This is a genomic window from Streptomyces sp. NPDC056144 (genome assembly GCF_042264145.1).
Lineage (GTDB): Bacteria > Actinomycetota > Actinomycetes > Streptomycetales > Streptomycetaceae > Streptomyces.
In genome coordinates, this window is the sequence record NZ_JBHJVF010000001.1 from 1,033,101 (window position 1) to 1,045,577 (window position 12,477).

Consider the following 12,477-nt stretch of genomic DNA (forward strand, 5'->3'; position numbering starts at 1 on the left):
GAAAACTCCGGATCCGGTATTGCCCGGGGAGGTTACTCGGCCGTAACGTTCCCGTGGCGACGCCAGAAGTCGCAGGTCGGCCCATTCGTGTGTCTCCGCGCAGACAAAGTCGAACCCGGTCTTTGTCTTCGTGGTGACAAATACAGGAGCGGATCAAGGATTTTGCGCCACGCCTCTTGTCCAAGTGATCCGCACCGGCTTAACGTGCGCCCGCGGCGCACCCCCGACGCACGCTTGCTGGAGGTGGGATGGGAATCGAAGTAGTCGTTGAGGGTCTGACCATGTCCTTCGGCAAGCAGAATATCTGGCAGGACGTGACCCTGACCTTGCCGGCCGGAGAGGTGAGCGTGATGCTCGGCCCTTCCGGCACCGGGAAGACGGTCTTCCTGAAATCGCTCATCGGGCTGCTCAAGCCCCAGAGGGGTCGCGTCCTCATCAATGGCGTCGACATGGTGAGCAGTCCGGAACGGGACATCTACGAGACCCGGAAACTCTTCGGCCTCATGTTCCAGGACGGCGCCCTCTTCGGCTCCATGACCCTCTTCGACAACATCGCCTTCCCGCTGCGCGAGCACACCCGCAAGCGCGAGTCCGAGATCCGGCGCATCGTGATGGAGCGCATCGACCTCGTCGGCCTGCTGGGCGCGGAGGGGAAGCTGCCGGGCGAGATCAGCGGCGGCATGCGCAAACGGGCCGGACTGGCCCGCGCACTGGTCCTCGACCCGCAGATCGTCCTCTGCGACGAACCGGACTCGGGGCTCGACCCCGTCCGCACCGCCTATCTGTCGCAGCTGCTCATCGACCTCAACGCGCGCATCGACGCGACGATGCTGATCGTCACGCACAACCTGGACATCGCCGCCACGGTCCCCGACAACATGGGGATGTTCTTCCGGCGCAACCTCGTCACCTTCGGCCCGCGCGAGGTCCTCCTCACCAGCGACGAACCGGTCGTCACCCAGTTCCTCGCCGGCCGCCGCGAAGGCCCCATCGGCATGTCGGAGGAGAAGGACGCCGCCCTGCTCGCCGCCGAGCTGGACCACCCCGCAGGCCGCCCGGCCCTGCCCCGGGCCATCGTCCCGCAGCTGGAACCCTCGCCCGGCCTCCCGCCGCGCGCGGCCGTCGCACGCCGCCGCGAACGCGTCCTCGGCATGCTCGACCGGCTGCCGCACGCCGCCCAGGCCGCCATCCGCGACACCTACGCCAGGGACACGGCGTACACCCTGCCCCAGCGGAAGCGGATCACCGGGAGCGGCTCGTGATCACCGGCGCGCTGCGGCAGACCGGGCGGCTCTTCGCCCTCGCCGCCGAAGTCACCCGGGCCGTCTTCCGACGCCCCTTCCAGTTCCGGGAGTTCGTCGAGCAGTTCTGGTTCGTCGCCAGCGTCACCATCCTGCCGGCCGCTCTCGTCTCCATCCCGTTCGGCGCCGTGATCGCCCTCCAGGTCGGCTCGCTCACCCAGCAGCTGGGGGCCCAGTCGTTCACCGGCGGAGCCAGCGTGCTCGCCGTCATCCAGCAGGCCAGCCCCCTCATCGTCGCCCTCCTGATCGCCGGCGCCGGCGGCTCCGCCATCTGCGCCGACCTCGGCTCGCGCAAGATCCGCGAGGAGCTCGACGCCATGGAGGTCATGGGCGTCTCGCCCGTGCAGCGGCTGGTCGTCCCCCGGGTCCTCGCCACCATGGCCGTCGCCGTCCTGCTCAACGGGATGGTCTCCGTCGTCGGCACGCTCGGCGGCTACTTCTTCAACATCATCCTCCAGGGCGGCACCCCCGGCGCCTATCTCTCCAGCTTCTCGGCCCTCGCCCAGCTGCCCGACCTCTACATCAGCGAACTCAAGGCCCTGATCTTCGGGTTCATCGCCGGCATCGTCGCCGCCTACCGGGGACTCAACCCCCGCGGCGGCCCCAAGGGGGTCGGCGACGCGGTGAACCAGTCCGTCGTCATCACCTTCATGCTGCTGTTCTTCGTGAACATGGTGCTGACGGGCATCTACCTGCAGATCGTCCCGCCGAAGGGAGGCTGAGACCGATGGCCTCCCCGTTCGTCTGGCTCGACCGCTCCGGAGACCAGCTCCTCTTCTACGTCAAGGCCCTGCTCTGGGTCCCGCGGACGCTGCGCCGCTACCTCAAGGAGGTGCAGCGACTGCTCGCCGAGGTCGCCTTCGGCTCCGGCGGCCTGGGCGTCATCGGCGGCACCATCGGCGTCATGATCGCGATGACGCTCTTCACCGGAACCGTCGTCGGCCTCCAGGGCTACGCCGCCCTGGAGCAGATCGGCACCGCCGCGTTCACCGGCTTCGTCTCCGCCTACTTCAACACCCGCGAGATCGCCCCGCTCGTCGCCGGACTCGCCCTCTCCGCGACCGTCGGCGCCGGATTCACCGCCCAGCTCGGCGCCATGCGCATCAACGAGGAGGTCGACGCCCTCGAAGGCATGGGCATCCGCTCCATGCCGTACCTCGTCACCACCCGCATCATCGCCGGCGTCGTCGCCATCGTCCCGCTGTACGCGATCGGCCTGCTCTCCTCCTACCTCGCCTCGCGCTATGTGACGGTCCTCTTCAACGGCCAGTCCCAGGGCACGTACGACCACTACTTCAACCTCTTCCTGTCACCGACGGACGTCCTGCTGTCGGTGCTGAAAGTGCTGATCTTCAGCGTCATGGTGATCGTCGCCCACTGCTACTACGGCTTCCGCGCCTCCGGCGGCCCCGCCGGCGTCGGCATCGCGGTCGGCCGCTCCGTACGCAACGCCATCGTCCTGATCAGCGTCACCGACTTCTTCCTGTCGCTGGCCCTCTGGGGCGCGACCACGACCGTGAAGGTGGCGGGGTGAGATGAGCGACTCCCGTGCCGAGACCCTGCGCCGCCGCTTCGCCGGCCTGGTCTTCCTCCTGGTGCCCGCCCTGCTCGCCTGGCTCGCGGTCGCCGTCTACGACAAGGAGTTCACCGACTCCGACCCGATCGTCGTCGAGACCGGCAGCGTCGGCAACGAGATGCACCTGGGCGCCGAGGTGAAACTCCGCGGCGTCGTCATCGGCGAGGTCCGCGCCATCGACGCCACCGACGGAGGCGCCCGCCTCACCCTCGCCATGCGCCCCGGAACCCTCCGCCACGTGCCGTCCGACGTCCGGGCCCAGATGCTGCCCACGACCCTCTTCGGCGAACGGTTCGTCGCCCTCGTACCGCCCGGCGGCTCCACCGCCGACCCGCTCGGCCCCGGCGCCGTCATCCCCGAGGACCGATCGAGCAACGCCGTCGAACTCCAGCAGGTCCTCGACAACGTGCTGCCCCTGCTCACCGCCGTCCAGCCGCAGAAGCTCTCGGCCACCCTGTCGGCCGTCTCCCAGGCCTTGGAGGGACGCGGCGACGAGCTCGGCGACACCCTCACCCGGCTCGACGGACACCTCAGGAAGTTCAACCCCCAACTGCCCGCCCTTACCCGGGACCTGAAAGAACTCGTGAAGGTCAGCCACCTCTACGCCGACGCCGCACCGGACATCGTCACGGCGCTCACCGACTTCACCACAACCAGCGGCACCCTCGCCGAGAAGGAGGCCGACCTCGCCGGCACCCTCGGCTCCACGACCCGGACGGCCCAGGACCTGACCGCCTTCCTGCGCCAGAACAAGAACAACATCATCCGGCTCAGCGCCACCAGCCGTCCCACCGTGGAGCTTCTCGCCGAGTACGCGCCCTCCTTCCCCTGCACCCTGCGCACCCTCGCCCAGTTCGTCCCGGCCATGGACAAGGCCCTCGGCAAGGGAACGAACCAGCCGGGACTGCACGTCGACGTCACCACCGTGCCCTCGCGCGGCGCGTACGCCCCCGGCCGCGACACACCGTCGTACGGCTCCGGCGGCGGCCCCCGCTGCTACCCCGTGCCCTACCTCGGCCTCCCGGTCGCACCCGCCGCGCGGGCCTCCGCCGCGGCCGCCCAGGGCCTCGGCCCCGCCAACTCCCCGCAGGAGAACGACCTCGTCAACGAACTCCTCGCCCCCGGGGCGAACAAGCGACCCGGTGACCTCCCGGACTGGAGCAGCACACTCGTCGGCCCGGCGTTCCGCGGCGCGGAGGTGACCCTTCGATGACCAGGCAGCCCACCCACACCCGCCGCCGCGGACTGACCGGCACCCTTCTGAAGTCCCTCGCGTTCGTCCTGGTCACGGCCATGGCCACCACCGTCCTCGGCCTCAGCATCGCCAACACCGGGGTCGGATCCGCCACCCGCTCGTACAAGGCGCTGTTCACCGACGTCACCGGGCTCGTCAAGGGCGACTCCGTGCGCATCGCCGGGGTGAAGGTCGGCGAGGTGACCGACGTACGCGTCGTCGAACGGCGCACCGCCCAGGTCACCTTCTCGGTCCGCGAGGACCGCTCCGTGCCCCGCTCGGCGACCGCCGCCGTCAAGTACCTCAACATGGTCGGGCAGCGCTACGTCTCCCTCGGCCGGGGCAGCGGCGACCTGACCGGGACCCTGGGCGAAGGAGACACCATCCCGCTCGCCCGCACCACGCCCGCCCTCGACCTGACCCTGCTCTTCAACGGGTTCAAGCCGCTCTTCGAGGGCCTCTCGCCCGCCGACGTCAACGACCTCGCCGGATCACTCGTTCAGGTCCTCCAGGGCGAGAGCGGCACCGTCGACAGCCTGCTGCGCCACATCGGATCCCTCACCAGGACGGTCGCCGCCAAGGACAAGGTCATCGGCCAGGTCGTCACCCACCTCAACACCGTCCTCACCACCCTCAACAACCGCGAGGCGGCCTTCGACGACCTCGTCGTCACCCTCCAGAAACTCGTCACCGGCTTCAACACCGACCGCAAGCCCCTCGGCGAGGCGGTCCAGGCCATCGGCGACCTCACCACGACGACCGCCGGCCTCTTCCAGGAGGCTCGGGCCCCCCTCAAGAAGGACATCCGCGAACTCGGCCGGCTCTCCGGCACCCTCGGCGACCACACCCCCGCCATCGAGGCCTTCCTCGCCCGCACTCCCGCCAAGATGACCGCGCTGGCCCGGCTGTCCTCGTACGGATCGTGGTTCAACCTCTACCTCTGCGAGGCGCGCGTGAGCGGCGTGGCAACCTCCGACGGCTCGAAGCCGCCGACCGGGATCGCCGTGACCCAGCCGAGGTGCCGCGGATGAGCCCCCGCCCCCGACTCAAGCCGGTCAAGGAGCGCAACCCGGTCGCCGTCGCCGTCGCCGGACTGCTCCTCCTCGCCCTGGTCGCCGCCCTGGCGTTCAACGTGGAACGGCTGCCCCTCGTGAGCGACGGCACCACCTACAGCGCCGACTTCTCCGAGGCCGCCGGACTCGACACCGGCGACGAGGTGCGCATCGCCGGCGTCAAGGTCGGCAAGGTCACCGGGGTCTCCCTCGACGGAGCCAAGGTCAAGGTGACGTTCGAGGTCGGCGACGCCTGGGTCGGCGACCGCTCCACCGCCGCCATCGCCATCAAGACCCTCCTCGGCGAGAAGTACCTGGCGCTCGACCCGCTGGGCTCCGCCCGGCAGGACCCGGGAACCCGCATCCCGCAGTCGCGCACCACCTCCCCGTACGACGTCACCCAGGCCTTCCAGGACCTCAGCGGCACCGTCGACGCCATCGACACCGCCCGGCTCGCGGAGAGCTTCGAGACGATCTCCGACACCTTCAAGAACTCACCGCCGCACGTCCGCAACGCCGCCACCGGCCTCTCCGAACTGTCGAAGTCCGTCTCCGCGCGCGACACCGAACTCGCCCGGCTCCTGGCGAACAGCAGGAAGTTCACCAAGACCCTCGAGAACAAGAAGTCCAGCTTCGAGACGCTCATCGAGGACGGCGGCTCCCTGCTCGGCGAACTCCAGAAGCGCCGCGACGCCATCCGCGCCCTCCTCAAGGGCAGCAGGGCGCTCGGCACCGAACTCGGCGGCATCGTCAGCGACAACGACCGGCAGCTCGGCCCCACCCTCAAGGCCCTCAGCCGCGTCACCGGAGTCCTGGAGAAGAACAGCGGCCAGCTCGACAAGACCCTCGCGCTGATCGGCCCGTACTACCGGCTCGTCGGCAACACCCTCGGCAGCGGCCGCTGGTTCGACAGCTACCTGTGCGGCGTGGTGCCCCGTACCTACCTGCCCGAGACCTCGCAGCCCACGACCGGATGCCTGCCGCCGAAACAGAAGGCGACGGCCAAGGGGAGCGGTGAATGATGACCAGACCCGGAAAACCCCTCGTCGCCGGGCTCGCCCTCGTGCTGCTCGCCGCCTGCGGTCTCGTCGCCGTCCGCGTACTCGACGACGACGGCACCCGGATCACCGCCTGGTTCGACCGCACGGTCGGCATCTACGCCGGCTCCGACCTGCGCGTCCTCGGCGTACGCGTCGGAGAGGTCGAGTCCGTGGAGCCGCAGGGCACGCGGGTACGCGTCCGGCTCCACCTCGACGAGGGCGTCCGCGTCCCCGCCGACGCCCGGGCCCTCGTCGTCGCCCCGAGCATCGTCGCCGACCGGTACGTGCAGCTCACCCCCGCGTACAGCACCGGCCCCGCCCTCGCCGACGGCGCGGAACTGCCCGCCGCCCGCAACCGCACCCCCGTGGAGATCGACCAGCTGTACGACTCGATCACCGAACTCGGCCGGGCACTCGGACCGAACGGAGCCAACTCCACCGGCGCCCTGTCCGAACTCCTCGACACCGGCGCGAAGAACCTCAAGGGCAACGGCACGTCCATCGGCACCTCCATCAAGGAGTTCGGCAAGGCCGCCAAGACCCTCGACGGCAGCAGCGAGGACCTCTTCACCACCCTCCGTCGGCTCCAGACCTTCACCACCATGCTCAAGGACAAGGACGGCGACGTCCGCACCGCTCAGGAACGCCTCGACGAGGTCGTCGGCTACTTCGCGGAGAACAAGGACGACCTCGCCGGGGCCCTCAAGGAACTCGGCAAGGCCCTCGTCCAGGTCAAGGCGTTCATCAAGGACAACCGCGGCGAACTGAAGAAGAACGTCGACCGGCTCGTCCCCCTCACCCAGACCCTCGTCGACCAGCGCGCCTCCCTCGCCGAAGCCCTCGACGTCGCCCCGCTCGCCGCCACCAACGTCGTCAACGCCTACAACACGGACACCCGCACCCTCGACGGCCGCGCCAACCTCAACGAGATCAGCATGGGCGGAGCGCTGCTCCCGCTGCCGGTGACCGGCGGCTCCGCGTCGGCCGGCGGATCCGCGGGAGCCGGCGGCGCGGCGGGACCCGGCGGCTCCACACCGACCGGTGCTCCCTCGGCGGCCACCGGAGAGGGGAAGCGATGAGACGCCGCACCCTGCCCACCCGGCGGGCGGCCGGAGCCGGAGCCGTCGGCGTGGTCGCGCTCGGCGTCGGACTCGCCGTCGTCCTCGGCGCGACCCCGGGGAACCCCTTCCGGTTCGACGGCATCGAGGACCTGCCGCTGCCCGGCGGCGCCGACCTCGGCCCCCACCCCTACACGGTCACCGCCGAACTCGACGACGTCCTCAGCCTCGTGCCGCAGTCCGCGGTGAAGGTCAACGACGTCGCCGTCGGCCGGGTCACCGCCATCGAGCTCGGAACGACCGACACCTGGTCCGCCCGCGTGACCCTGAAGATCAACGGCGACGTCCGGCTGCCCGCCGACGCGGGCGCCCGCCTCGAACAGTCGAGCCTCCTGGGAGAGAAGTACATCCAGCTCGTCGCCCCGCCGAAGGACACCGGCGGACGGCTGACCGACGGCAGCGTCATCCCGCTCGCCCGCACCAGCCGCAACACCGAGGTCGAGGAGGTGTTCGGCGCACTGTCCCTGCTCCTCAACGGCGGCGGCGTCAACCAGCTCAAGACCATCACCCGCGAACTCAACGCCGCGCTCCGCGGACGCGAACCCGAGGTCCGCTCGATGCTCCGGAGGGTCAACACCCTCGTGACCACCATGGACGCCCACCGCGGCGACATCACCCGCGCCCTCGACGGCATCAACCGGCTCTCCGCCACCCTCGCCGGCCGCAAGAAGGACGTCGACACGGTCCTCACCGGACTCTCGCCAGGCCTCAGGACCCTGGAGAACCAGCGGGGTTCCCTGCTGACCATGCTGCGCGCCCTGGACACCCTGTCCGGGGTCGCCGTCACCACCATCGACGCGAGCAAGAAGGACATGGTCGCCGACCTCAAGGCCCTCGCGCCCACCCTCACGGCACTCGCGGACGCCGGTGCCGACCTGCCCGACTCGCTCCAGGTCCTGCTCACCTACCCCTTCACCGACGAGGTGCTGCGCGGCGTCAAGGGCGACTACCTCAACACCTATCTGCACCTCGCCGCCGCACCGGGAACCGAGGTGATCCCGCCACTGATCCCCAGGACCGAGCCCACACCCGCACCCACGCCCGCCCCGACCGACCCGGGCCCGGCCGCCCGCCGGGGAACCGGGGCCGGCACCGGCGTCCCCAGCCCCGACCAGCCCCTGCCGCTGCCCCCGGCGACCCCGCCCAAGGACGGAGGCGAGACCCGGTGATCACCCGCACCATACGGCTGAAGAACCTCGCGTTCCTCGTCATCGCCGTCCTCGTCCTCGGCTTCGTCGGCGTCCGTTACGCCGACCTCGGCCGCTACGCGGGCGTGGCCGACCACTACACCGTGCGGGTCCATCTCGCCCGCACCGGCGGCCTGTTCACCCACTCCGACGTCACCTACCGGGGCGTCTCCGTGGGCCGCGTCGGAGACATCGGCCTGACCGCCGAAGGGGTCGTGGCCGAACTGCGCATCAAGAAGTCCGCTCCGAGCATCCCCGCCGACGCCCGGGCCGTCGTCGCCGGACTCTCCGCCGTCGGCGAGCAGTACATCGACCTGCGCCCCGAGAGCGACGACGGCCCCTTCCTCGCCGACGGCGCCCGCATCGAACAGTCCGACACACAGGTACCGGCACCGGTCACCGACGTGCTGGCGAGCATGAACGACCTCACCGACTCCGTACCCCTGGAGTCCCTGCGCACGGTCGTCGACGAACTCGGCAAGGCCTTCCAGGGGCACGGCGACGACCTCCAGGTCCTCCTCGACAGCGGCAGCCGCTTCGTCCGGGCCGCCGACACGTCGCTGCCGGCCACCACCCGGCTCATCAACGACGGCGAGGTCGTCCTGCGCACCCAGGCCGAGGAGGGCCGCGCCATCCGGGACTTCGCCACCGGCGCGCGCACCCTGGCCGCCACTCTCAAGGGGTCCGACGCCGACCTGCGCCGCCTCCTCGCCGTCACCCCCGACGCGACCGGCCAGGTCAGCGGGCTCCTGCGCGACCTCGACCCGAGCCTGAGCGTCGTCCTCGCCAACCTGCTGACCACCTCGGAGATCGCCGTCACCCGGCAGCGCGGCATGGAGGAACTGTTCGTGAAGTACCCCGCGGCCGTCTCGGCCGGAGCCACCGCCGTCGAAGGGGGCCGCATGAACTTCGGCATGGCCGTCACCTTCTTCAAGCCCCTGCCCTGCACCTCGGGGTACGGCGCCACGCGCTACCGCAACGGCCTCGACCTGGGCACCGCGCCCGCCCTCAACACCGGCGCCGCCTGCACGGGCTCCGCCGCGGCCGGGGTCAACGTCCGCGGCTCGGCGAACGCGCCGAAGGGCGGCCCCGTCCCCGTACCGGCCCGGCCCGGCTCGCTGCCCTCGGGCAGCGCGCGCAGCACGGGGGACACCCGGCAGGCACTGCCCGGGGCGCTCGCGCTGCCCGGCCAGGACGGCGGGCCGACGGACATGGCCGGCCTCCTCGGCCTGGGCACCCGGGGCACCCGATGAGGCGGGGCAGGATCCTCGGCGCCGCTGCCCTCGTCGTCGCCCTCGGCTTCTGCGGCACCGGGGCCTGGACCTACGCCCAGGCCCGTACCGACGAGGACCTCGCCTTCAGCCGTGAGCGGGACACGGCTCTCGCCGAGGGCCGGGCCCGTCTCACCGTCCTCAACTCCCTCGACGCCTCGACCCGCGAGCGGGCCGAAGCGGGCGTCCGGGCCTGGCGCGACGCGTCCACCGGACCGCTCCGCACCGAACTGGGGCGCACCGCACCCGCGGTGGGCGCCTCGGCACGCGCCACGGTGACCGAGGCCGCCCTCACCGCGCTCGACGCGAGAGCCGGTACGGCGAAACTCATCGCGACCGTCCGCGTCGACGTCACCCCGCGCGGGGGCAGCGCCGCGTCCACCGACCGCAAGCGTCTGGAGGCGGTCCTGACGCGCACCGGCGAGGGCACCTGGAGGGTCGCGGCGCTGAGTGCGGTGCCCGTCGCAGGGGCCGAGGAGAGCGAGGACGACACATGACGCGACTCTTGCGCGGGACCACGAACTCACGGTCGGCCGAGCCCGCCGCGGCGGCCGGGGACGACGGCGCGGCCGAGGCATCCGACGAAGCGGTGAACGAACCGGCTGAAGAGACGGCGAACGAGACGGCGAACGAGACGGCGAACGAGGACGCCGAGGTTCCCGAGGACGCCGCCGCCGAGGTTCCCGAGGGCGGCGACGGCGAGGTCCCCGAGGGTGACGTCGCCCGTCGCTTCCCCGCCACCTGGCAGAAGGCCGCCCTCGCTGCGCTCTTGGCCGTTCTGCTCCTCGCAGGGAGCGCCTTCTTCTACGGCGCCCACCAGCTCAGGTCCACGCCCTCCGCGCGCAACCACGCGCTCACGGACGCCGGGGCCACCGCCCGCGTCGGCGGTGACGTGGGCGAGGGCCTCGCCCGGATCTTCTCCTACACGCCCGCGAGCGACGACGCCGTCGAGCGCTCCGCCGGGACCGTTCTCGCCGGACGTGCCGCCCGCCAGTACGCGGACCTGTTCGCCCAGGTCCGCGCGAAGCTGGTCGAGCAGCGCATCACCCTCAGCACCCAGACCGTGCGCACCGGCGTGATCGAACTCGACGGGGACAGCGCGCGCCTCCTCGTGTTCCTCGACCAGACCTCGCGCCGGGACAGCCCGCGCGGGGCCGGCACGCCCCAGGACAAGGCCCGTCAGGACAAGGCGACCGCCACGTCCGCAGCGGCCCAGCTCACCGTCACCGCCACGTTCCGGGGTGACCGGTGGCTGATCGTCGACATCAAGGCCCGCTGAGCATGAGCGGGAGACGGGAGCACCCCATGACACGCCCGGTCCGCACCCGGGCGGGCATCCGCCCCGCCCTGGCCGTGGCCCTCGTGCTCACCCTCGCCGCGGGTGCCTCCGCGGCCTGGGCGGGCCGGGACTGGTACGCCGCCGCCCACGACGACTCCGCCGCGTACGCCGTGCAGCGCGACGAGGCGCTCGCGGCCGGTGAGCAGGCTGTCCAGAACCTCAACACCCTGGACCACCAGCGGGTGGAGCAGGGGCTCGACCTGTGGGAGTCCTCCACGACCGGTGAACTGCACAAGCAACTGGTCGAGGGCAGGGAGGAGTTCACCGGCCAGGTGAAGGCCGCGAGGACGGTGACGACCGCCCGGGTGCTGTCCGGGGCGGTCACCGAGCTGGACGACCGGGCCGGGCGGGCCCGGTTGCTCGTCGCCCTGCGCATCACCGTCACGACACCCGACAGCAAGAGCACGGACAAGGACAGCCGCATGCTCGGCGAACTCACCCGCACCGACGGCCACTGGAAGCTCAGTGCGCTGGGGCAGGCCCCGGTGGGCGGCACGGCGGTCGGCTGACCGGGCCGTACCGCGACAGCCGCCCGCACCCGAAAGGACACGCACGATGCCGACGCCCCGCCACCACCTCAACCGCCAGCGCCGCCGCCGGGCGGCCCTCACCGACCGGCAGGTGCCCGGCGGCGGGCCCCGTACGCCCGCGGGGGTGCTCACGGAACCCGACCCGGGAACCCGCGAACGACCGGCCGGCACGTCCGTACGGGAGACGGCCGCGGAGCCGAAGGGGGAGACGCGGGTCCGCGAGACGACCGGCGGTCGGAGCACCGGCGACGGGCGCACCCGCCGTGAGCGGACGAGCGGCGATCCGTCCGGGCGCGTCCCCCTCGTCGTCCTGTGCGTCCTGACGCTTCTGCTGGGCGGTTTCGCCGGGTGGGCGTACAGCAGGGCCGTGGAGCTCCGGGACGACCCGGCACGTGGCAACACCGCCCTCACGGATCTCGCCCGCACCAGCGAGATCAAGGGGCAGACGGGCGCCGCCGTCTCCGCGCTCTTCTCGTACGACCACGCCGACACCGCTCCCTTCGAACGGGCCGGCCGGACGCTCCTCACGGGCAAGGCCGTCGCCCAGCACCGGACGTTGCTGGGCGCTGTGCTCGCCAGGGCGGCCCAGCAGAAGACGGTCATCACCACCTCCGTCACCGACAGCGCCGTGGAGCGGATCGACGGCGACCGCGCCCGTGTCCTGGTCTACGCCGACCAGAGCAGCGTGAGCACGGCCGGCAAGCCGTCGAAGGGCAAGGAGGCCGAGACGAAGGACCAGGGTGTCTACGCGGGTGCGATGTTCGCCGTGGACGTCGTGCTCCGCGACGGTCGCTGGCTCGTCGAGAACATCGACACCTTCGGCCGCTGA

13 protein-coding genes are annotated in these 12,477 nt (G+C 71.4%); all 13 read left to right on the forward strand.

Annotated elements, in window-relative coordinates; genetic code table 11:
* Positions 1 to 248 precede the first annotated feature (248 nt).
* From ACFC0Z_RS04295 to ACFC0Z_RS04355, 13 genes are read left to right on the forward strand one after another with little or no spacing between them, the layout of a single operon-like run.
* Positions 249 to 1,262: an ABC transporter ATP-binding protein gene (locus tag ACFC0Z_RS04295; protein WP_376432571.1), complete on the forward strand. Its 1,014-nt coding sequence runs from the start codon at positions 249 to 251 to the stop codon at positions 1,260 to 1,262.
* On the forward strand, positions 1,259 to 2,023 hold the full coding sequence (locus tag ACFC0Z_RS04300) for an ABC transporter permease (RefSeq protein WP_030316734.1): 765 nt from the start codon (positions 1,259 to 1,261) through the stop codon (positions 2,021 to 2,023). Before ACFC0Z_RS04295 ends, ACFC0Z_RS04300 begins: the two co-directional genes overlap by 4 nt.
* A 5-nt stretch (positions 2,024 to 2,028) precedes the next feature.
* Positions 2,029 to 2,835 carry an ABC transporter permease gene (locus ACFC0Z_RS04305; protein ID WP_073902099.1) on the forward strand — a complete coding sequence of 269 codons (807 nt, stop codon included), beginning with the start codon at positions 2,029 to 2,031 and terminating at the stop codon, positions 2,833 to 2,835.
* Between the two features lies 1 nt (position 2,836).
* The gene (locus ACFC0Z_RS04310) at positions 2,837 to 4,090 is read left to right on the forward strand and encodes an MCE family protein (protein ID WP_376432573.1); all 1,254 of its coding nucleotides are present in this window, start codon (positions 2,837 to 2,839) and stop codon (positions 4,088 to 4,090) included.
* Entirely contained in the window at positions 4,087 to 5,142 is a 1,056-nt protein-coding gene (locus ACFC0Z_RS04315) for an MCE family protein (protein WP_376432575.1), read from the forward strand. Before ACFC0Z_RS04310 ends, ACFC0Z_RS04315 begins: the two co-directional genes overlap by 4 nt.
* The gene (locus ACFC0Z_RS04320) at positions 5,139 to 6,185 is read left to right on the forward strand and encodes an MCE family protein (RefSeq protein ID WP_376432577.1); all 1,047 of its coding nucleotides are present in this window, start codon (positions 5,139 to 5,141) and stop codon (positions 6,183 to 6,185) included. Before ACFC0Z_RS04315 ends, ACFC0Z_RS04320 begins: the two co-directional genes overlap by 4 nt.
* On the forward strand, positions 6,185 to 7,282 hold the full coding sequence (locus ACFC0Z_RS04325) for an MCE family protein (protein WP_376433450.1): 1,098 nt from the start codon (positions 6,185 to 6,187) through the stop codon (positions 7,280 to 7,282). Before ACFC0Z_RS04320 ends, ACFC0Z_RS04325 begins: the two co-directional genes overlap by 1 nt.
* Positions 7,279 to 8,490, forward strand: a complete 1,212-nt coding sequence (locus ACFC0Z_RS04330; RefSeq protein WP_376432580.1) for an MCE family protein — start codon at positions 7,279 to 7,281, stop codon at positions 8,488 to 8,490. The genes ACFC0Z_RS04325 and ACFC0Z_RS04330 overlap by 4 nt, the downstream gene beginning before the upstream one ends.
* The gene (locus tag ACFC0Z_RS04335; RefSeq protein WP_376432582.1) at positions 8,487 to 9,761 is read left to right on the forward strand and encodes an MCE family protein; all 1,275 of its coding nucleotides are present in this window, start codon (positions 8,487 to 8,489) and stop codon (positions 9,759 to 9,761) included. Before ACFC0Z_RS04330 ends, ACFC0Z_RS04335 begins: the two co-directional genes overlap by 4 nt.
* The gene (locus tag ACFC0Z_RS04340) at positions 9,758 to 10,276 is read left to right on the forward strand and encodes a hypothetical protein (RefSeq protein ID WP_376432584.1); all 519 of its coding nucleotides are present in this window, start codon (positions 9,758 to 9,760) and stop codon (positions 10,274 to 10,276) included. Before ACFC0Z_RS04335 ends, ACFC0Z_RS04340 begins: the two co-directional genes overlap by 4 nt.
* Entirely contained in the window at positions 10,273 to 11,058 is a 786-nt protein-coding gene (locus ACFC0Z_RS04345; RefSeq protein ID WP_376432586.1) for a hypothetical protein, read from the forward strand. The genes ACFC0Z_RS04340 and ACFC0Z_RS04345 overlap by 4 nt, the downstream gene beginning before the upstream one ends.
* A 26-nt stretch (positions 11,059 to 11,084) precedes the next feature.
* Positions 11,085 to 11,627, forward strand: a complete 543-nt coding sequence (locus ACFC0Z_RS04350) for a nuclear transport factor 2 family protein (RefSeq protein WP_073902106.1) — start codon at positions 11,085 to 11,087, stop codon at positions 11,625 to 11,627.
* A gap of 46 nt (positions 11,628 to 11,673) precedes the next feature.
* Entirely contained in the window at positions 11,674 to 12,477 is an 804-nt protein-coding gene (locus ACFC0Z_RS04355; protein ID WP_376432588.1) for a hypothetical protein, read from the forward strand.